Genomic DNA, 18,324 nt, shown 5'->3' with positions numbered 1-18,324 from the left:
GGGCTAAATCCGCTCGCGGGCGTTATTCGCCGGCGGGCGGTTGTGGTGCGGGCGAAGACGGGGTCGAGCCCTCGCCACCATCCTGGCGCGGCTTGCGGGAACGGCGACGGCGACGGCGCTTTTGGCCCTGGTCGGCCGAGCCCTCGCCACCGCGATCCTCGCGCGGCTCGCGCTCGTTGCGAGCCGCGCCACGCGAAGCCTTGGCAGCCGCTCCCCCGCCATCTCCGGGACGACGGCGCGTGACCTTGACCTCACCATCCGAGACCTGATCGGCCACGGAGGGCACTGAGGGCTTCTGTTGCGCGCCCGAGGAATGGCGACGGCGCGGACGCGGCGCGCGCTCCTCCTCGCCACGCGACTTGCCGCCCTTGTCGGCAGGCGCATCGGAACCCGAGGGGCCCTTGGAAGCAGCACCAGCCTCGCGAGCAGCTGCGGCGCGGAAGGCGTCCTCGCGCTCCTCGCTCGACAGATGACGGCGGCGGCGACGTGTGGGATTCATGCCACCGCCGCGATTTTGCTGCTGAGGCTGCTGAGCCTCGCGCTCGCGGGAAGCGTTCTTGCCTGCGGGAGCGGCCTCGCCGGCATCGCCCGAACCCGAGCGCTTGCGACGACGACGGCCACCGGCGGCCTCCTCGGCCTCGGGTGCCTCGACCTTACCACGGCCCTTTCCGCGGCCACGGCCCTCGCCCTGGCCCTGAGCAGCGCGGGCATCGGATTCGGCATCGCGACGACGGCGCTTGGGCATCGACGTGCCGGCCAGACGGTCAGCACTCGACAGGCCATCGCCCACGTCGACGCCGTTCTCGCGATCGAGTTCCATAAGCGCCAAGCGCATCTCGGGCGACTCGATGCGCTCGAGCACATCGCGCGTCACGCAGTCGGGGCGGCAGTTGCAGCCCTGCTCGGCGGCCTTCTTTTTGCATCCCTCCGAGCACGTCATATCGGCCAGATTGACCTTAAAGACTTTGCCGTTCTCCAGGCGCAGCACCAGCTGCTCACGCGGCGTGTCATATTCCTGAATACGCGCCTTGCCAAGCGGCGTATCGATGAGCGTCTTCTTTTTGGGCGCACGGCTCTTAAAGTCCTTGTACGCCTCGAACTCATAGCGCAGACAGCACATCAGACGGCCGCAAACGCCGCTGATCTTGGACGAATTGAGCGGCAGGTCCTGCTCTTTTGCCATACGAATCGAGACGGGCTCGAACTGTCCGCCAAAGCGCGTGCAGCAGAGCTCCTGTCCGCACTGGGCATAGCCGCCCACCAGGCGGGTCTCGTCGCGCACGCCGATCTGGCGCATGTCGACGCGAATGTGCAGCGTCGAGGACAGGTCTTTGACGAGCTGACGAAAATCGACGCGCTCCTCGGCCGCAAAATAGAACACGGCCTTCTCGCCGCCAAACAGGTACTCGACGCCGACCGGTTTCATCTCGAGGTCGAGCTCTTTGACCAGACGGCGGAAATCGACCATCGCTTCGTCGCCCTGGATGGCCAGGTCGTCGGCAAGCTGCAGGTCGATGTCGCTCGCCACGCGCAGCACGGGCTTGAGCGGCTGGCCGATCTCATCTTGCGGCACCTCGAAGGGATCGGCCGTGACCAGTCCGATCTCGGTTCCGCGCTCGGTGGAGCAAATGGCATAATCGGCCTCGAGGATATCCAGATCCTGCGGGTCAAACCACAGGTCGCGCGAGGCGTAGGTAAACTTAACGGGTACGACTAACGGCATTTCAGTGCCTTCCTGATATCGAACAGCATGACCTCGATGACCAGCTGGGGAGTAACGTTTCTGGCGATGTTGCGCTCGGCGGTCGCGACCGCCTCGAGCGCCCGGGTGGCACCCGCAACATTCGTCGTGGCGGCAAGCCGCCCGATCGTGTCGCGCACGTCTTCGTTCACGACGTCGGCCGCCTCGTCCTGAAGTGTCAGCAGCACGTCGCGCATGAGCGTCCGCGCGCTCGCCAGCGCTTCCATGATACCCGAACGCTCGCGCGCGTTGAGTTCGCGCTTGTTGCGGTCCTCAAGCTGCTTCAATGCTCCACGCGACAGGTAGTCGGCGTTTTGCTCGAGCACCTTTTCCTGCGTGGACTTGACCTCGGCGAGCGGCGCTTTAACGGCGACGATGAGCGACTTGGCGCGACTGAGTACATCGGCCTCATCGGCAGCGATGAGCGAGTCGATGGCGCGGACCATCTGGCGGCGAGCATCCTGGCGCTCGGCGCTCTTAAGGAACTCGATGCCGCGCGTGGGGCTGCCCGCCACGGCAACGGCCATGCGACAACGCGCGATATCCTGGCCCGTCGCGCGGCTCACGGCCTGCGCGGCCACGGCGGGCGACACCAGCCGAAACGGCACGCACTGGCAGCGGCTCACGATGGTAGGCAGCATCACGTCGGCCGAGGTGCCCAACAGGATGAACATGACGCCCTCGGGCGGCTCCTCGAGTGTTTTGAGCAGTGCGTTGGCGGTGTTGGCGCGCAGTTGCTCGGCACGGTCGATGATGTAGACCTTAGCCTTGGCGCGGATGGGCGCCAGGGGCACGTCGTCGAGCAGCTCGCGGGTCTGCGCGATGAGGTAGCCCGTGGCGCTCTCGGGCGTGTAATAGTGCACGTCGGGATGCGTGTGCCGCGCAACGCGCACGCAGCTGTCGCATGCGCCGCAGCCGTCCTGCTCGCACAGGAAGGCCTGAGCGAGCGCCCATGCGGCATCGAGCTTGCCGGCGCCGGGAGCGCCCAAAAACAGGTAGGCGTGCGACGCGCGGCCGCTGGCGACGGCGTTGGTCAAAAAATCGCGCACGCGCTGTTGGGTGTCGAGCTTGGCCAGCAGGCTTGCCTGAGCGGGGGCCATGTTACTCGGCCTCCTGGGCAAGCGCGGCGGCAACGGCTTCCTGTGGAATGTCGAGACCGTACGCGCGAACCTGCTCGACCGTCTTCGCAAAGACTTCCTCGATGGTCGCGGTAGCGTCGATGAGCTTTACGCGATTTGGTTCCTCGGCGGCAATTGCGCAAAAGCCCTGGTAGACACGCTCCTGGAATGCCATGCCCTTTGCCTCCATGCGATCTGCCGCGCCACGGGCTGCCATGCGTAGCGCCGCCTGCTCGGGTGTGATGTGGTAGACGAGCGTGAGCGCCGGATGCGTACCGGCGACAGCCAGGTTGTTGGCGTCGCGCACCATCTGGCGGTCGAGGCCGTCGGCAAATGCCTGGTAGCAGGTCGTGGAATCGTAGAAGCGGTCGCACAGAACCACCTTGCCGGCCGCGAGGGCGGGCGCGATGACCTCGTGCACCAACTGGGCGCGCGCTGCCTCGTAGAGCAGCAACTCGCAGGTGTCGCCCATCGCCGTATTGGCGGGGTCGAGCAGCAGAGCACGGATCTTTTCGCTGATGGCGGTGCCGCCCGGTTCGCGCAAGCTCACAACCTGGCGGCCAGCGAGCTCGAGCGCGCGGGCAAGCAGGCGCGCCTGCGTGGACTTGCCGGCACCGTCGACGCCCTCGAGCGTGATAAAGCTATGTTGAGCGGGCTCAAAAGCCATGGGCGCAGCCCCTTCCTACAAGGCGCGTAAATGCAAGTTATATCAACCAAGCCATGATACCCCAGCGCTCGGCGCGTCCCCAATGGCTAAAGGTGTCTTTCCAAAGTTGCGGTGAAATAGGGACTGATTGAAGCTCTGAGACCGCCAAACAGTCCCTATTTCACCGCAACTTATGATGGGGACTTTTGGACGCTGGGTATAATCGTCGTATTGATTTGAAATGTGGCGAAAGGAGTGGCAATGTCTCGGTATTGCGCCTCGTGCGGCAAACTTCTTGCAGATGATGCCAAGTTCTGCACCTCATGCGGTGCACCCGTTGAGCAGACAACCGCAAGCAATGGCCAACCCGCGTTTGAGCAGACCGGCTTCCTCGATACGCCGCAAGCTAAGCCGGACGACCCCCTCGCCTATCGCCCCGACCCCGCCGCCGGCCCTGCAGCGGTCGAAACGACGCAGCGCATACCCGTCGCGGACACCCCGCCCCAACAGCAACCGGCGTCTACATACGCGTCTGGTTCACCGCAGGCCCCCGCCGCAAAAAAGAGCGCTACCAGGGCGCTTGTCGCCGTTATCGTTGTGCTGTTGGCAATCATCATCGCCTTGGTCATCTTTTTTGTGATCAAGCCGTTCGACAACTCCGCTACGCAGACGACTGCCGAGGTAGCTAAGCTGCACCATGACGTCGACGACGATGATCTAAAGCCTCTCGGCAATCCCAACAGCCTGTACGACGATGATGACGATGACGACGAGGATGGCGGCGAAGCAAGCCTCTCCGAACAGAACCTCTACCGTCGCCTGAGTGAATACTACGACCTGCTGGAAGATCTCGATAGCCAGGTCCGTGCCTGCGCAGAGACGTTTAATGGCAGCTATCTGGAAGAGGATCGTACCACCCGTCAAAATCTCGCTGACGTCGCCGAGCGCACGGAGGACACCATCGAGCAGTATTACGACATTGTCGAGGACCTGGACGTCCCCACAAGCTCTAAGAACTACAGCTCGTGGAAGGACATCATTGCTCTGTACGACGACCTGGATCACCGCATCGATGCGATCTGCGATGCCTGGGAGATCAGCTTAAAGTACGCAAAGCCCGCGGACCATAAGAACGAGATCGTGGCGCCGCTGTCGCGCGACAACGTGGCGGGCACCAATGACAATAAGTACCGCCTAGACTTTGAGGAGCGCTATCCCGGCGCCAAACCCGTCGAAGTGAACTAACGCCTTGTCGTTTCCGAGCCGGCAGTTAGGGACGTTCCTAAACTGCCGGCAGAAAAAGGAATGTCCCTAACTGCCGGTCAAAAAACGAGCGAGGATCATGGGACCCTCGCTCGTTTTTTGTTTTGGGCAATGTTTCGGCTGCGCCGCTACTTGTCGGCGGCCGCCTTCTTGGTGGTCGTCTTTTTCGCGGCAGCCTTCTTGGCAGTCGACTTCTTGGCGGTCGAAGTCTTCTTTGCTGCCGTGGTTTTCTTCGCCGTGCTCGCCTTGGTCGCAGTCTTGCGGCCGCGGGCGGGCTTCTTCTCCTTGGTCGGGCAGTCCATGTTGACGCAGATACGCCACGGACCGCGCGCTGTGTTGACCACCACGATGGGGGCGCCGCACTCGGGACAGGTCTCACCCGTCGCCTCGAGTTTGCCACGCGCCGGCAGCGGATAGCTCACGCCGCAATCGTCATAGTTGGTGCAGCGGATAAAGCGCTTGCCGCTCTTTTCGCTCTTGTGTGCGATCAGGTCGCCGTGACGCCCAGCCTCGGCACACACCTTGCACTCGCCCACCTTAAGGTCGGGCTCGTAGTTGGTGGGGCACGTCGGATTCACGCAAATCTCGAAAGCCTTCTGGCGGAACGGCTGGCACTTAATGCGCGGTGCACCGCATTCGGGGCACACGGCAGCCTCGCCCTCGAGCGGGCTCACCTTGACGCCGCTCGGCACCGGATAGGTCACATCGCAGTCGGGCCATCCCATGCAGCCGATAAAGCTGCCGCGGGTCTTGGCGCTCGTCTTCATAACCAAGTCCTTGCCGCACTTGGGGCAGGTGCCCACGCGCGCATCGGCCGTGACGGCGTCGCTGATAGCGTCGCCCAGTTCCTGCGTATGCTTGAGCAGCTCGTCGAGCACACCGGCCAGCAGCGCGCGCGAGTGCGTCACGACATGCTCTTCGGTGTCCTCGCCGCGCTCCACGCGGGTCATATCGCCATCGAGCTCGCTGGTCATATCGGGGCTCGTGATGCGCGGGGCAAACTGCGACAGTGCATCGATGATGGCGATACCCAGCTGGCTCGGCTCCACGGGATCGTTTTTGAGGTAGCGCACGGCGTACAGGCGCTCAATGATGCTCGCGCGCGTGGACTTGGTGCCCAGGCCACGCTTTTCCATCTCCTGCACGAGCTTGCCCTGGCTGTAGCGCGCGGGTGGCTCGGTCTGCTTGGCCTCGAGCTTAATGTCGAACACGTCGACCGTGTCGCCCTGCTCAAGCGGCGGCATCTGTTCGTCGCGCTTGAGTCCGTACGGATACGCCTCGCGGAAGCCCGGAGTCACGAGCACGTCGCCCGAAGCCACGAACGGCTCGCCGTTCACATCGAGCTCGAGCTTGGTGTTCTCGATGGTCGCGGGTCCCATGAGCGTTGCCAGGAAGCGGCGGGCGATGAGGTCGTAGAGCTTGCGCTGGCCGCCATCGAGCGTGGACGGATCGCCCTCGCCCGTGGGATAGATAGGCGGGTGGTCGGTGGTCTCGACTTTGCCCCGCGTGGGCTTCATGGGGCCGGCGAGCACCTTTTTGCATACAGGTGCCAGCGCCGGATTGATCTTTGCCAGGTCGCTCACCACGGCGCCCAGGTCGAGCGTCGCGGGGTACACGGTGTTGTCGACACGCGGGTAGCTGATGAGGCCCGCCATGTAGAGGGACTCGGCGATGCGCATGGTACGCGCAGGCGAGATGCCCTCGGCTGCGGCGGCAGCCTGCAGCGAAGTGGTCGCAAACGGCGTGGGCGGCTGCTGCTTGCGCGAACGCTTGGTCACCGCGGCGACGGTTGCCGTCGCAACGCCGTCAACATGGCCGTACGCCGTCTCGGCAGCATCCTTGTCGGTAAAGCGCGCCGTCTTGTGCGCAATCTTAAAGCGGTCGTCCTCGGCAGCACCCTGCGCGGCGCCCATGCCGCGGATCTGCCAATAGTCCTCGGGCACAAACGCCATGCGCTCGCGCTCGCGCTCAACCACCAGGGCGAGCGTCGGCGTCTGCACACGGCCGGCGGAACGCACGTTGCCAAAGCCGCCAAACTTGGCGAGCGTCAGGTAGCGCGTGAGCACCGCGCCCCAAATGAGGTCGATGTGCTGACGGCTCTCGCCGGCGTCGGCCAAGTTCTGGTCGAGCGAGACGAGATTATCAAAGGCCTGCGTAATCTCGGCCTTGGTAAACGAAGAATACTGGGCGCGGGCGACCGGCAAGTCGGGCGCAACCTCGCGCACCTTGTTGAGGGCGTCCGAACCGATCAGCTCGCCCTCGCGATCGAAGTCCGTGGCGATAATGACGCTGTCGCACTTTTTAGCGAGGTTCTTGAGCGAACGAATGAGCTCCTTCTCGGCCGGCAGCTTAATGACAGGCGCCCAGGTGAGGTAAGGCAGGCTCTCGAGCTTCCAGCCCTTGATGGAAATGCCATCGGCAAGGAACGGCTTACGCTTGGTGTCGTAAGGCGGACGAGCCAGGCCATCGGGCGTGTCGGCCGGCAGTATCTCACCGTCCTCGGTGACCGAATACCAGCCCAGCTTTTTATCGAACAGCACGCTGTCGCAAAAATCGGGCGCAAGGATGTGACCGGCAAGGCCGATCGTCACGCACTCCTCGCCCTTCCACTCAAAACGGTAGATGGCGGTGTTGTACACCTTGTCCTTTTTGGGCTTGCCCGTGGACAGACGCTCGGCAATCTGACGCGCGGCGTCGTTTTTCTCGGCGATGATGAGCTTCAAAAGAGGCTCCTATCTCGTATCTCTGCGGCTACGCCCGCCCGTATGGCGGCCGATTTACGCCCTTGCTTGCTCGATCTGCCCGATGAGCCAATCGCACCAGGCATCCATGCCCTCGCCCTTGCGCGCGCTCACGGCAAACCGCGGCGCCTGCGGATTGAGGTCATCGAGTGTCTTAGTATACCTATCCATGTCAAAATCGAAAGCCGGGGCCACATCGACCTTGTTGAGCAGCTGCGCGCCGGCGTGCTGGAAGATGCCCGGGTACTTGATGGGCTTGTCGTCGCCCTCGGGCACCGAGAGAATCATGATGGACAGGTTTTCGCCCAGGTCAAAGTCGACTGGGCAGACCAGGTTACCCACGTTTTCGATAAAGATGACGTCGATGTTTTGAAGACCCACAGCCTGGTCGAAGGCGTCAACTGCCTCCATGATCATGTTGCCCTCGAGATGGCACAGGCCGCCCGTGTTGATCTGGATGGCGGGCATGCCGGCTTCCTTCATGGTGATGGCGTCGACATCCGAGGCAATATCGCCCTCGATGACGGCACAGCGCAGGCCGGCCTTGTCACGTAGACGCTCGTTGGTGCCCAGGATCGTGGTAGTCTTGCCCGAGCCGGGGCTCGACAACACATTGATCACATAGGTGTTTGTCTCTTCAAATCGCTGTCGCAGCTGATCTGCCAGGCGCTCATTGCGCGACAGAATCGGCGACGCGATATCAATCGTTTTCTCGGCCATATTCGGCACTCCTTAATTTCCAACATTTATACCCCGTCCCCAGGTGGCTGGCGGGCTAATCGTCGGGGGTTTCGATTTCTATACTGGCGATGTCGAGCTCGCGGCCGTGCAGTAGGCGCACATTGGCGCCACCGCACTGGGGACAACGGCAATGGAAGCGGTCGTGCTCAAAGACCTCGCCGCAGTCCAGACACTCGCTTTGTGGATGGACTTCCTCTACGGCAAGCTCGCAGCCGCGCGTGAGCGGGTCCCCGTCGCGAAATGTCTCCCATGCAAAGTCGAGTGCCTCGCGCACGACCTCGGTCATATCCCCGATACGCAGCGTTACCAAAACGGCGCGCGAGGCCCCCGCCCCACGCGCCGCGCGAATCACTGTATCGAGTATGCCGTTGACAATGCCAACCTCGTGCATACCGATTTACTCCTCGTCGTCCTCGTCGTCCGAGAACAGGTCCAGACGACTCACGAACAAGCCCTCCTTGCCCTCGCGCGCGGTAATGACCACACGGGCGATGGCAAGCGAAATCTCGTAAAGCGAGAGCAGGGCGCCATACATGAGGCCGAGCGTAACGGGCGAGCCGTCAGGCGTAATCACAGCCGAGCCCACAAGCAGGCCAACGTATACGTAACGCCAGGCACCGCGGAAAGCAGCGTAGGACACGATGTGGAAGACGGACAGGTAGAAGATGATGAGCGGCAGCTCAAACGCCACGCCAAAGCCGATCATAAAGAGCAGCTCCATGTTGACGTAGTTCTCCAGATCGGGCAGCGCCGTAGCGACGGCCGAGGTCTCGCCGATGAGCCACTCAAAGCCTGCAGGGATGATGATGAAGTAGCAAAAGATTGCGCCCAGGAAGAACAGCACCGTCGAGGCGAGCACCGTGGGCACGACCCACTTGCGCTCGTTGGGTCGAAGCGCCGGCAGGAAAAACGCCAGAATCTGCCAGATGATCATGGGCGTGCACATGACCACGGCCATCTTGATGGCCAGCGAGAAGCGCAAGCCAAAGCCGCCGAGCGTGGTAGTGATGTAGAACTTACCGTCCGGCACAAAGGAGCGGATGGGATCTTCCAGGATGTCGAGCACCACAGGCGTGGCGAAATACAGCACGATAGCGGCGGCAAACACCGACACGACCACGATGGTCAGGCGGCGACGGAGCTCTCCCAGGTGATCGAAGAGCGGCATACGCGCAGGTCCGATAGGCATTACTCATCGCCTCCCTTCGGGGCGTCGGCGGCAGCGGCGTCGTCCTCGGCCTCGAGCTCGCGAGCGAGCTGGTCGACGACGGCCTTGCGCTTGCGGGGACGACGGGCGTAGAGGTCAGCCGTCGTGGGCTCTGCCGGCTCGGGCTCGGGCTCCGGCTCTGCAGCAGGCTCGGGCTCGGCTGCGGCAGCAGCAGCGGGCTCGGCCTTGGCAGGCTCGGCGCTCTCGGCCTCATCAGCAGCGCCTTCGCCCTCGGTGGCACCCTCGCTCGCAGCCTTCTCGGCGGCAAGGCGGGCACGGCGCTCGGCAAAGGTCTCCTTCTTTGCGGGCGCGGCCGTCTCGACGGCATCCTCGTCCGCATCGGAATCGTCATCGACGGCAGCCTTCTTGGGCTTGACCGGAGCCGACGCGGCCTCGCTTACCGGATCGATGATCTCGGACTGAACAACAGCCGTCATCTTTTCCTGCGTCTCGCGGAACTGACGGATGGCACGGCCGATCGTGCGGCCCATCTGCGGGAGCTTATCCGGGCCAAACAGCAAAAAGCCGAAGACCACGATGATCGCGAGCTCACCCTCTCCAATACCAAACACACATACCTCCAAGGCTCGATGTGAGTCGAGCCCGCACCGCGCCATTCGGCCGGAACTCGTCTATTCATTCGGTCAAGTATAGCGCCCGGACGCCAAAACGTCCGAGCGCATCACAAACATATGCCAAACGGCACGCCCCTTTTGGGGCAGGGCTTATGCCGCCGTGATCGAGATCTCCTGGTCGACGCCCAGCAGCTGAACCACGCGCATCACCGGGGGCTGCACGTTAACGCAGCCAAAACGCTTGTCGTGATCGGCTGCGTGGTGCGCGGCGCCCACCAAAACACCAATACCCGTCGAGTCGATGTAGCTCACCTGGGCAAAGTCGAGCTCAACGGCCTCAGTGGGCTGCTCGAGCGCCAGGTCGATGGCATTGCGCAGGCTATCGGCGTTAGAGATATCGATCTCGCCGGCCACCTTAATGGTGTAGAGCTCTGGCGTGGGGTTGGTGAAAATACCCAAATCCATGTATATGCTCCTTTACGTATCGAAGGTGCGGATAGTACGGGAAGCCGCGCGTTAGACGCGCTCGGCACGCGCAAGCTCGGCAGCGACAAGCTTAACGGCCAGCACCAGCACATCGAGCGCCGCCTCCAGGTCCTCGACCGTGGGATAGCTCGGCGCGATGCGGATGTTGGTGTCGCGCGGGTCCTTGCCATAGGGCCAGGTAGCACCGGCCGGCGTGAGCTTGACGCCCAGGTCGGCGCAAAGCGCGGCGACCTTCTGGGCCGAGCCCTCGGGACCATCGAAGCTTACAAAGTAGCCGCCGCGGGGGTGCGTCCAGGTGGCACAGTCTGTGTCGCCCAAGCCCTCGGTGAGCTTGCGCTCGACGGCCTCAAAGCGCGGACGCAGGAACTCGGCATGCTTTTTCATGTGCTCCTTGACCGCCTCGATGGTGGGAAGGAAGCGTACGTGGCGCAGCTGGTTGAGCTTGTCGGCGCTGATAAGGCCGGCCTTCAGGCGCTTGGAGAACTCCGCGATAACCGCGGGGCTCGCACCGATAAAGCCGATGCCGGCGCCCGGGAAGGTGATCTTGGACGTCGAGGCAAAGGCCACCACGCGGTCCTCGGTGCCCGCCGCGCGAGCGAGGTCAAAGATGTTGGCGAGCTCGTCGGTCTCGTCGTACAGGTCGTGCACGCAGTAGGCGTTGTCCCAGAAGATGCGGAAATCGGGCGCGGCCGTGGGCATCTCGACCAGGCGACGCACGGTGTCCTCGCTAAAGGTGATGCCCGTGGGGTTGGAATACTTGGGCACGCACCAGATACCCTTGATGGAGTCGTCGGCGGCAACCAGGCGCTCGACCTCGTCCATGTCGGGGCCGTTGTCGGTCATCGCGACGGGGACATTCTCGATACCCAAGTCGGCAGTGATGCCAAAGTGGCGGTCGTAGCCGGGAACAGGGCACAGGAACTTGACCTTCTTGCCGTCATGCGCGGTCTCATAAGCCTCCCAAGGCTCGCTGCCGCACGAGCCGCAGCGCCAGAACATGCCGGCGATATCGTGCTCGATCAGCAGGCTCGACGAACCCAGTACGAGCGTCTGCTCGGCGGGGCAACCCAGGAACTCCCCCGCCAGCTTGCGTGCCGAGGGAATGCCCTCAAAGCAACCGTAGTTGGAGCAGTCGACGTTGCCGTCGTGCAGATCGGCATCGGCATTGAGGATATCGAGCATGGGTCGAGAGATGTCCACCTGGGAGGGCGACGGCTTGCCGCGGGCCATGTCGAGCGCCAGGCCCTTGGCCTTGACCTCGGCGACCTCGGCTTTGAGCGCCTCGATGGCGGCATCGAGTTCGGTGGTTTCCATCTTCTGGTAGATCGTCTGCATGGGTGCGACCTTTCGCGAAGCGGGACGTTGCAGTTCGTCTAAGTATAGACCGCCACCGCCGCAACGGCATGAAGCCGTGATAGATTAAGTTCATCGCAATGATTTACGAATCGCCGCGCATGCCGGCGTGGGGCGCCCAAGGAGGCACTATGGAGTACGGATCGTTTCAGGCCGAGGAATTCGGCGACCTGCAGCGCCTGGTCGACGGGCTGTTTTACGACCGCCGCGCCATCGACCGCCTGGATCTCATCGTGCAGGCCGAGATCTTGGACCTGGCGCCCGACCTCATGGAAATCGTGAACCTTTTGCCGCCCGGCTACTACGACCGCCAGTCACTTTGCGACCAGCTCAACTCCGCCTTGGCCGCCCACGGCTGGGGCGCCGTCTACGGAACGGTGGAATAAACCTAGTCATTTAAGAACGTCCCCATTGACTAAAACGCCGCTTGTGATGGTGTCCACAGGCGGCGTTTTCAAACTTGTATATGCTTTTACTTGTCTTTGGGCGCGGGGTGTTTGCAGACCACGCTCATGTAGATCATACCGAGCACGGCAGCGGTGACCGAACCGGCGAGAATAGCGGCCTTGGCAGCCAGGACCTCGAACTGGGCCGTCGGGAAAGCGAGGCCGCTGATGAGGATCGACATCGTAAAGCCGATGCCGCCCAGAATGCCCACACCGGCAATCATGTGCCAGTTGACGTTGCGCGGCAACTGGCAAGCCTTGAGCTTGACCAGGGTAAATGTCATGCCAAAAATACCAATCGGCTTGCCCAGCAGCATGCCAAAGTACACGCCGAGCGTCACCGGGTCGGTGAGCAGTGTGCTCATGTCCACGCCCACCAGGCGAACCTGTGCGTTCACGAACGCAAAGATCGGCAGAATCACAAAGTTGACCGGCGTGGAGATCAGACGCTCCATGCGGATGAGCGGCGGGGTTACGCGGTGCATGACGCGCTCGACCTTGGTGGTCGAGACGGTAAAGTCATGCTGGCCCAGGATGTGTGCCTCGTCGTCGTAGCGGTCATCGAGCAGCGGCAGGCACTCGCCCAACCAATCGGTGAGGCTATCGAGCTTGACGCCGCACTTAGCCGGGATGGTAAAGGCCAAGATAACGCCAGCAAGCGTGGCGTGCACGCCGCTCTTGAACATACAGAACCACAACAGCAGACCCAGTACCGAATACGGGGCAAGGCGGTAATGCTGCGTCTTGTTGAGCCACACGAGCGCGCAGGTCACAAGCGCGGCGGCGCCCAACCAAAACGGATTGGGGCTCTGACCGTAGAAGATGGCGATGGCGGCGATGGAGATGAGGTCGTCGGCGATGGCGAGCGTCGAGAAGAACACGCGCACGCCGTTGGGAACGCGATTGCCCAAAAGCGATAGCACGCCCAGCGCAAAGGCAATATCGGTTGCCATGGGGATGGCCCAACCGTTGCGGGCGCCGGCATGGTTGAAGATCAGGTAGATACAGGCGGGAACGACGACGCCGCCCACGGCCGCCAGCATGGGAAGCATGGCCTGACGCGGATTCTTGAGCTCGCCGACCGTCATCTCGTACTTAAGCTCAATGCCCACCAACAAAAAGAAAATCGCCATGAGGAAGTCGTTGACGAAAAGCTCAACGGTGAGACCGGCCGTAAGGTTGCCCAGACCCACATACAGCGGGGTCTCCAAAAAGTGATGGATTGCCTCGTAGGCATCGGTATTGGCGCAAATGACGGCGGCGATGGCGGCGAAGACCATGACGGCGGCGGAAATCGTGCCGTTCTCGGTGATGCGTTCCCAAATGTCGTGACGTTCAAAGCGCTTGCGCTCACGAACGTTGAACAGCTGCTCAGTTGCTGCCATGGGCGGCTCCTTTCACGGGAAAGCTCCCGTCTTAAAAAAGCACGGCCCGCCCAAGTGGCGGCGCCGCGCTCTAACGTATTACGCTTGCATCTAGCCTACCCTGCACGACAAGCACGCAGGCGTGGCCGAAAAGCGGAACCACAGGTTGAACATTATTTGCTCAACGGCACGGGCACGCCTGTCCAAGAGACGACGCGGCGCCGTGCACAAAAAACGACCGGAGCGCGGGGCGTCCGCGATCCGGTCGTGGCGTTTGGTCAACTAAACCTAGCAGGCGGCCATGATGGGGGCAGCGACCTGCTTCTTACGGGAGAGGACGCCCGGCATCCAGACGCCGTCGTGCTCGTCGGCAATGCCCAGGCCCTTCTGAGCAGCCTCGGTCTCGCCCTCGAGCAGGACCTGCGAGCCCTCCTCCATGATGTCGGTGATGCACAGGACAATGCCGTCGGCACCCTTCTCGGCGGCGTAGGCGCGCATGGCCTCGCGAATCTCGTCGATCATGCCGAGTGCGCGGGTCTTGTCGACAGTCTCGTACTGGCCGATGAGCAGCTTCTTGCCGGCGGGCTCGAACATCTTGATGTCGTTGCCGACCATCTCGGCAGCGGTGAAGGAGCCGGACGGGCGGGTAAGGAAGACCTCCATGCCAAACTTGACCGGGTCGACGCCCACCTGCTCGCCGAGCTTGGCGGCGACGGCGCGGTCGACATCGGTGGTGGTGGGGCTCTTGAGCATGAGCGTGTCGGTCATCATGGCCGAGAGCAGCAGCTTGGCCTGGACGTCGGAAAGCTCAACGCCGAGCACGCCGGCGAGCTTGGTGACGATGGTGCAGCTGGAGCCCCAGGGCAGGCAGATGTAGTGCAGCGGGCCGGCGGTCTCGAAGTCGCCGATGCGGTGATGATCGACAACGCCAAAGACCGTGGCGTCCTTAAGGCCGGCGACGGACTGGGCAGACTCGTTGTGGTCGGTGAGGACGACGAGCTGACCAGCCTCGACGGACTCGATCACGCGGGGCTCGGCGATGCCGGCGTCGGCGAGCAGCTTGGCGGACTCGGCCGGAAGCTGACCAAGGGCGCAGGCCTCGTAGGTGTTGCCGGCATACTCAACCTGGTTGAGCAGCTGGGACAGGACGACGGCGCTCATGATGGCGTCGTTATCGGGGTTCTGGTGACCAAAGACAAGAACGTTTGCCATGGATATCCTCCACTTGATATGTGTACTTGGACGTAGCTATGGTAGCACGCCGATGCCGAGCCTTCGCAGACGGAAGGGCCACGGCATATTTTGGGGCGCAGGCACGGGGGCCAAGGCTGTCCCTTTTGCACCATGTTGGTGCAATGTAACCTGTCCCCCTTGCACCAGCTATTTACCGGCAGCGCGCAGGGCTACGTAGGCAGCACCGATGATGCCGGCGTCGTTTCCGAGCGAAGCGACCTTAATGGGCGTCTCGCGCGAGGCGGAAAGCGCGTACTGCTTAAAGTGCTCGCGAACCTTGTCGAGGTAGACATCGGCCGAGGCGGAGGCGCCGCCGCCGATGAGGAACATCTCGGGATCAACCACGTTGGCAATGAGCGCCAGGGCACGGCCGAGATAGTCGGCCATGGTATCGGCCGCGGCAAGCGCGAGCTTGTCGCCCTCGCGGCAGGCCTGGAACACGTCCTTGGAATCGGAGGGGCCGGTGAGCTCGATGGGGTCGACGCCCGCCTTCTTGCACTCGGCAAGGTAGTTGCTCACCACGCCGGTGGCGCTGGAATACTGCTCCAGGTGGCCATGGCCGCCGCAGCCGCAGGTGCGATCCTCAGCCGGGTTCAGGCACATGTGGCCAATCTCGCCGCCGGCACCCACAACGCCCGATACCACGTCGCCGTTAACGATAACGCCGCCGCCCACGCCGGTACCAATGGTGACCATCACCACGTTCTGTACGCCCTTGGCAGAGCCGAGCCAGGCCTCGCCCATAGCAGCAGCGTTGGCGTCGTTCTCGTACTTAACGACCGCGTCGGGGCAGTGCTCCTGGATGGCGATCTTGAGCTCGGGCAGGTTGATGGCGATGTTCGCCTTGACCTTGGCATCGCCCGATGCCGGGATGGGGCACGGAACGGCCAGGCCAATGCCTGCCACAAAGGCGCGCGGAATCTTGGCCTTGGCGACCACCTGGTCGATAGCCTCGGTCACCGCAGCAAAGCCCGCAGCGTCAACGATGGGAGGCGTGGGCACGCTGGCCTTGGCAAGCAGGTTTCCGTCCTCATCGAACAGACCCTCCTTGACCGAGGTGCCGCCGACGTCGATGCCGATGTAATACTGCTTAGGTTCCATGGGAGCCCGCCTTTCTCGTTTAAACATTGCCTGTATGGTACCGCTCCCAAGGCAAAAACCTACCAAAAAGGACAGGTTTGTTTTGGCAGGTTTTATCTGGGGCAGCGCAGAGTACGAGATTCGGTTCGCTGGGTGTTATATCGGTTCGGCCCCGTCCTCGGACCGATCATTTCTCAACACGACACTACTCAGATGTTTATCTATTTAGAGCGCTCTAATTTATATGCAAAGCGACTTTTAATTATATCTTTCTCGAACTTTTTAAATATATAATAGGGATGCTTAGGTGTTAACTATACTTTCTTTTATACTCAACCAAGTTGGAAAGGAGGTTCCATGATTCCCAAATACGAAGCGATAGCTGCAGATATTCGTCGCACTATCGAGGATGGCGCTCTTAAACCGGGCGACAAGCTTCCTACCGTCGTTGAGTTCTGCAAGCTCTATAACGTTTCCAAAATCACCGTCAAACGAGCTATTGAACAAATCACCGAAGAAGGTCTTATTACCAGCCGGCGTGGATCGGGTACCTACGTTAAGGACACGGCGGGGCTTCCCGGCCAGGCGTTTTTCCAGGGCAAAAACGACCGTACCCAGGGTTTTTCGTATGAGCATCGCGGGGAGAAGGTGACCTCGGTGGTCTACGATTTCTCGATCGTTAATCCACCGGCGGACATCGCAGCCCAGCTGGGAATTGCCGAGGATGACTTTGCCTATCACGTCGTGCGCGTGCGTCAGGCCGATGAGAAGCCCATCGTTATCGAGTACACTTACATGCCCCTCGAGCTAATTCCAGGGCTGAAAAAGAAGGATCTGTACGGATCGGTCTACCGCTTCATCCGCGAGCAATGTGGGCTGAAGATTTCGAGCTTCCACCGTACCATTCGCGCCGTGGCAGCAACCGAGGAAGAAGCCGAGCGTCTGGACACCAAACTTGGCTCTCCCCTGCTCGAGCTCACCCAAATTGGCTTTTTGGACAGCGGCGCCGCCTTTGAGTATTCGATCTCGCGCAACGTTGGCGACCGCTTTGAGTTGCACAACGTAACGTTGGCATAGGTTTTTGTAGTCACGCGGGCGCTCGTTTTGAGCAGTTTTACGCGGCGCCCGCGCAACACAATGGGGGTATGAATATGTCCGATTTGATTAAACTGACGCCGATCTTCCACGAGAAGATCTGGGGCGGCCGCCAGCTCGAAACCGTATTTGGTTACGACATTCCCGAGGGGCCCATCGGTGAGTGCTGGGCCATCTCGGCCCATCCCAACGGCGACTGCCAGATTGCGGAGGGCCCGTATGCAGGCCACACGCTGTCGTGGCTGTGGGCCGAGCACCGCGAGCTCTTTGGCAACTGCGAGGGCAAGGAGTTCCCGCTGCTCATTAAGATTCTGGACGCCAAGGACGACCTTTCGATCCAGATTCATCCCAACGACGAGTACGCCGCCGAGCACGAGAACGGCAGCCTGGGCAAAACCGAGTGCTGGTATGTACTGGACTGCGAGCCCGACGCCACGATTATCGTCGGCCAGCGCGCGCACGACCGCGCCGAGGCTGCACAGATGATCGAGGAGGGCCGTTGGGACGAGATGCTCAACGTGCTGCCGATTCACAAGGGAGACTTTTTCCAGATCGACTCCGGCACCGTTCACGCCATCAAGACCGGCACGCTGATTCTGGAGACGCAGCAGTCGAGCGACGTGACATATCGCCTGTACGACTACGACCGCCCCGGCACCGACGGAAAGCTGCGCCCGCTGCACATTAAGCAGAGCCTCGACTGCATCGACTTTGATGCTCAGGCTCCGACCGACGGCACGGTGACCGCGCCCGAGGTGGACGGCGTGACCGAGCTCGAGTCCAACCCCTGCTACACCGTCGATCGCGTGCGCGCCAACGGCAGCAAGACCCTCGACCAGCGCTGGCCCTTCATGTGCCTGTCGGTCATCGACGGCGAAGGCACCATCTGCGGCGACCCCGTCCACAAGGGAAGCCACCTGCTGGCCCCGAGCACCGTCAGCTCCATTGACCTCGAAGGCAAGATGGAACTGATCGTCTCGCATCTGTAGATCGCACCAACAACCCAAACGCAACAAGGGGCTCCCCCGTCCACCAACGGGGGAGCCCCTTGTCCATATATATCAGCCCACCCGGCTCTCCAGATCAAAAAAGCGGACGAGCAGAGCGACGTTCGCAAGCAACGTTATCTAAGGACCTGGACGGGCGTATGGGGCAACATCGATCGCGAGTTCCGCACGAGCCGGAGAGCACTTAATGTGCTCTCCGTGCGAGCAGGACTGCCCGAGCAGGCGATG

Annotated in this window: 17 protein-coding genes; 4 read left to right on the top strand and 13 right to left on the bottom strand. The window is 62.1% G+C overall.

The features are described 5' to 3' along the window. Window positions 1–22: 22 nt before the first annotated feature. From ricT to tmk, 3 genes are read right to left on the bottom strand one after another with little or no spacing between them, the layout of a single operon-like run. A complete protein-coding gene (gene ricT, locus AAA069_RS06905; RefSeq protein WP_349127930.1) occupies window positions 23–1,723 on the bottom strand; it encodes a regulatory iron-sulfur-containing complex subunit RicT in 1,701 nt (566 codons plus the stop codon). After that, a complete protein-coding gene (locus tag AAA069_RS06900) occupies window positions 1,714–2,841 on the bottom strand; it encodes a DNA polymerase III subunit (protein ID WP_349127929.1) in 1,128 nt (375 codons plus the stop codon). The genes ricT and AAA069_RS06900 overlap by 10 nt, the downstream gene beginning before the upstream one ends. 1 nt (window position 2,842) lies before the next feature. Continuing rightward, window positions 2,843–3,526 carry a dTMP kinase gene (gene tmk / locus AAA069_RS06895; protein ID WP_349127928.1) on the bottom strand — a complete coding sequence of 228 codons (684 nt, stop codon included), beginning with the start codon at window positions 3,524–3,526 and terminating at the stop codon, window positions 2,843–2,845. 240 nt (window positions 3,527–3,766) lie between these two features. On the opposite strand from tmk, the gene AAA069_RS06890 reads away from it, so the two are divergent. Continuing rightward, complete coding sequence (locus tag AAA069_RS06890) at window positions 3,767–4,750, top strand: zinc-ribbon domain-containing protein (protein ID WP_349127927.1); 984 nt, start codon at window positions 3,767–3,769, stop codon at window positions 4,748–4,750. Between the two features lie 146 nt (window positions 4,751–4,896). On the opposite strand, the gene AAA069_RS06885 is transcribed toward AAA069_RS06890, so the two are convergent. From AAA069_RS06885 to AAA069_RS06855, 7 genes are all read right to left on the bottom strand, one after another. Further along, window positions 4,897–7,491, bottom strand: coding sequence for a DNA topoisomerase I (locus AAA069_RS06885; RefSeq protein WP_349127926.1), 2,595 nt, complete (start codon window positions 7,489–7,491; stop codon window positions 4,897–4,899). A 54-nt stretch (window positions 7,492–7,545) separates the two neighbouring features. Then, window positions 7,546–8,229, bottom strand: coding sequence for a hydrogenase nickel incorporation protein HypB (gene hypB, locus AAA069_RS06880; RefSeq protein ID WP_349127925.1), 684 nt, complete (start codon window positions 8,227–8,229; stop codon window positions 7,546–7,548). A gap of 55 nt (window positions 8,230–8,284) precedes the next feature. After that, complete coding sequence (gene hypA / locus AAA069_RS06875; RefSeq protein WP_349127924.1) at window positions 8,285–8,641, bottom strand: hydrogenase maturation nickel metallochaperone HypA; 357 nt, start codon at window positions 8,639–8,641, stop codon at window positions 8,285–8,287. A 6-nt stretch (window positions 8,642–8,647) separates the two neighbouring features. Further along, a complete protein-coding gene (gene tatC, locus AAA069_RS06870) occupies window positions 8,648–9,439 on the bottom strand; it encodes a twin-arginine translocase subunit TatC (RefSeq protein WP_022093860.1) in 792 nt (263 codons plus the stop codon). Further along, window positions 9,439–10,029 carry a twin-arginine translocase TatA/TatE family subunit gene (locus tag AAA069_RS06865; protein WP_349127923.1) on the bottom strand — a complete coding sequence of 197 codons (591 nt, stop codon included), beginning with the start codon at window positions 10,027–10,029 and terminating at the stop codon, window positions 9,439–9,441. The genes tatC and AAA069_RS06865 overlap by 1 nt, the downstream gene beginning before the upstream one ends. Window positions 10,030–10,182: 153 nt before the next feature. Then, window positions 10,183–10,497 carry an STAS domain-containing protein gene (locus tag AAA069_RS06860; protein ID WP_349127922.1) on the bottom strand — a complete coding sequence of 105 codons (315 nt, stop codon included), beginning with the start codon at window positions 10,495–10,497 and terminating at the stop codon, window positions 10,183–10,185. Between the two features lie 51 nt (window positions 10,498–10,548). After that, window positions 10,549–11,853 carry an aminotransferase class I/II-fold pyridoxal phosphate-dependent enzyme gene (locus AAA069_RS06855; RefSeq protein ID WP_349127921.1) on the bottom strand — a complete coding sequence of 435 codons (1,305 nt, stop codon included), beginning with the start codon at window positions 11,851–11,853 and terminating at the stop codon, window positions 10,549–10,551. Window positions 11,854–12,002: 149 nt separating this feature from the next. Between AAA069_RS06855 and AAA069_RS06850 the strand changes: the two genes are divergently transcribed. Next, window positions 12,003–12,257 (top strand): hypothetical protein, encoded by a 255-nt coding sequence (locus tag AAA069_RS06850; protein WP_040359778.1) that lies wholly within the window; start codon window positions 12,003–12,005, stop codon window positions 12,255–12,257. An 86-nt stretch (window positions 12,258–12,343) separates the two neighbouring features. Here the strand turns inward: AAA069_RS06850 and nhaA are convergent, their stop codons facing one another. The 3 genes from nhaA to AAA069_RS06835 form a co-directional block, all read right to left on the bottom strand. Then, complete coding sequence (gene nhaA, locus AAA069_RS06845; RefSeq protein WP_349127920.1) at window positions 12,344–13,702, bottom strand: Na+/H+ antiporter NhaA; 1,359 nt, start codon at window positions 13,700–13,702, stop codon at window positions 12,344–12,346. A gap of 267 nt (window positions 13,703–13,969) precedes the next feature. Further along, window positions 13,970–14,893, bottom strand: a complete 924-nt coding sequence (locus tag AAA069_RS06840) for a manganese-dependent inorganic pyrophosphatase (protein WP_118226883.1) — start codon at window positions 14,891–14,893, stop codon at window positions 13,970–13,972. A 168-nt stretch (window positions 14,894–15,061) separates the two neighbouring features. Next, entirely contained in the window at window positions 15,062–16,015 is a 954-nt protein-coding gene (locus AAA069_RS06835) for an ROK family protein (protein ID WP_349127919.1), read from the bottom strand. A 336-nt stretch (window positions 16,016–16,351) separates the two neighbouring features. On the opposite strand from AAA069_RS06835, the gene AAA069_RS06830 reads away from it, so the two are divergent. Together AAA069_RS06830 and AAA069_RS06825 are read left to right on the top strand one after the other, a co-directional pair. After that, window positions 16,352–17,071 (top strand): GntR family transcriptional regulator, encoded by a 720-nt coding sequence (locus AAA069_RS06830; protein ID WP_260700014.1) that lies wholly within the window; start codon window positions 16,352–16,354, stop codon window positions 17,069–17,071. Between the two features lie 68 nt (window positions 17,072–17,139). Further along, a complete protein-coding gene (locus AAA069_RS06825) occupies window positions 17,140–18,078 on the top strand; it encodes a type I phosphomannose isomerase catalytic subunit (RefSeq protein ID WP_349127918.1) in 939 nt (312 codons plus the stop codon). The last annotated feature ends 246 nt before the right edge of the window (window positions 18,079–18,324 follow it).

The organism is Collinsella sp. CLA-SR-H006 (genome assembly GCF_040097075.1).
Lineage (GTDB): Bacteria > Actinomycetota > Coriobacteriia > Coriobacteriales > Coriobacteriaceae > Collinsella.
Note: the sequence above shows the minus strand (reverse complement) of the source record. Positions and strands in the feature narration are given on the sequence as shown.

What these genes read in the sequence shown, in the direction of transcription:
- ricT (WP_349127930.1), bottom strand. Translation starts at nt 1,723, where the DNA reads ATGCCGTTAGTCGTACCCGTTAAGTTTACCTACGCCTCGCGCGACCTG.
- AAA069_RS06900 (WP_349127929.1), bottom strand. Translation starts at nt 2,841, where the DNA reads ATGGCCCCCGCTCAGGCAAGCCTGCTGGCCAAGCTCGACACCCAACAG.
- tmk (WP_349127928.1), bottom strand. Translation starts at nt 3,526, where the DNA reads ATGGCTTTTGAGCCCGCTCAACATAGCTTTATCACGCTCGAGGGCGTC.
- AAA069_RS06890 (WP_349127927.1), top strand. Translation starts at nt 3,767, where the DNA reads ATGTCTCGGTATTGCGCCTCGTGCGGCAAACTTCTTGCAGATGATGCC.
- hypB (WP_349127925.1), bottom strand. Translation starts at nt 8,229, where the DNA reads ATGGCCGAGAAAACGATTGATATCGCGTCGCCGATTCTGTCGCGCAAT.
- hypA (WP_349127924.1), bottom strand. Translation starts at nt 8,641, where the DNA reads ATGCACGAGGTTGGCATTGTCAACGGCATACTCGATACAGTGATTCGC.
- tatC (WP_022093860.1), bottom strand. Translation starts at nt 9,439, where the DNA reads ATGCCTATCGGACCTGCGCGTATGCCGCTCTTCGATCACCTGGGAGAG.
- AAA069_RS06860 (WP_349127922.1), bottom strand. Translation starts at nt 10,497, where the DNA reads ATGGATTTGGGTATTTTCACCAACCCCACGCCAGAGCTCTACACCATT.
- AAA069_RS06855 (WP_349127921.1), bottom strand. Translation starts at nt 11,853, where the DNA reads ATGCAGACGATCTACCAGAAGATGGAAACCACCGAACTCGATGCCGCC.
- AAA069_RS06850 (WP_040359778.1), top strand. Translation starts at nt 12,003, where the DNA reads ATGGAGTACGGATCGTTTCAGGCCGAGGAATTCGGCGACCTGCAGCGC.
- nhaA (WP_349127920.1), bottom strand. Translation starts at nt 13,702, where the DNA reads ATGGCAGCAACTGAGCAGCTGTTCAACGTTCGTGAGCGCAAGCGCTTT.
- AAA069_RS06840 (WP_118226883.1), bottom strand. Translation starts at nt 14,893, where the DNA reads ATGGCAAACGTTCTTGTCTTTGGTCACCAGAACCCCGATAACGACGCC.
- AAA069_RS06835 (WP_349127919.1), bottom strand. Translation starts at nt 16,015, where the DNA reads ATGGAACCTAAGCAGTATTACATCGGCATCGACGTCGGCGGCACCTCG.
- AAA069_RS06830 (WP_260700014.1), top strand. Translation starts at nt 16,352, where the DNA reads ATGATTCCCAAATACGAAGCGATAGCTGCAGATATTCGTCGCACTATC.
- AAA069_RS06825 (WP_349127918.1), top strand. Translation starts at nt 17,140, where the DNA reads ATGAATATGTCCGATTTGATTAAACTGACGCCGATCTTCCACGAGAAG.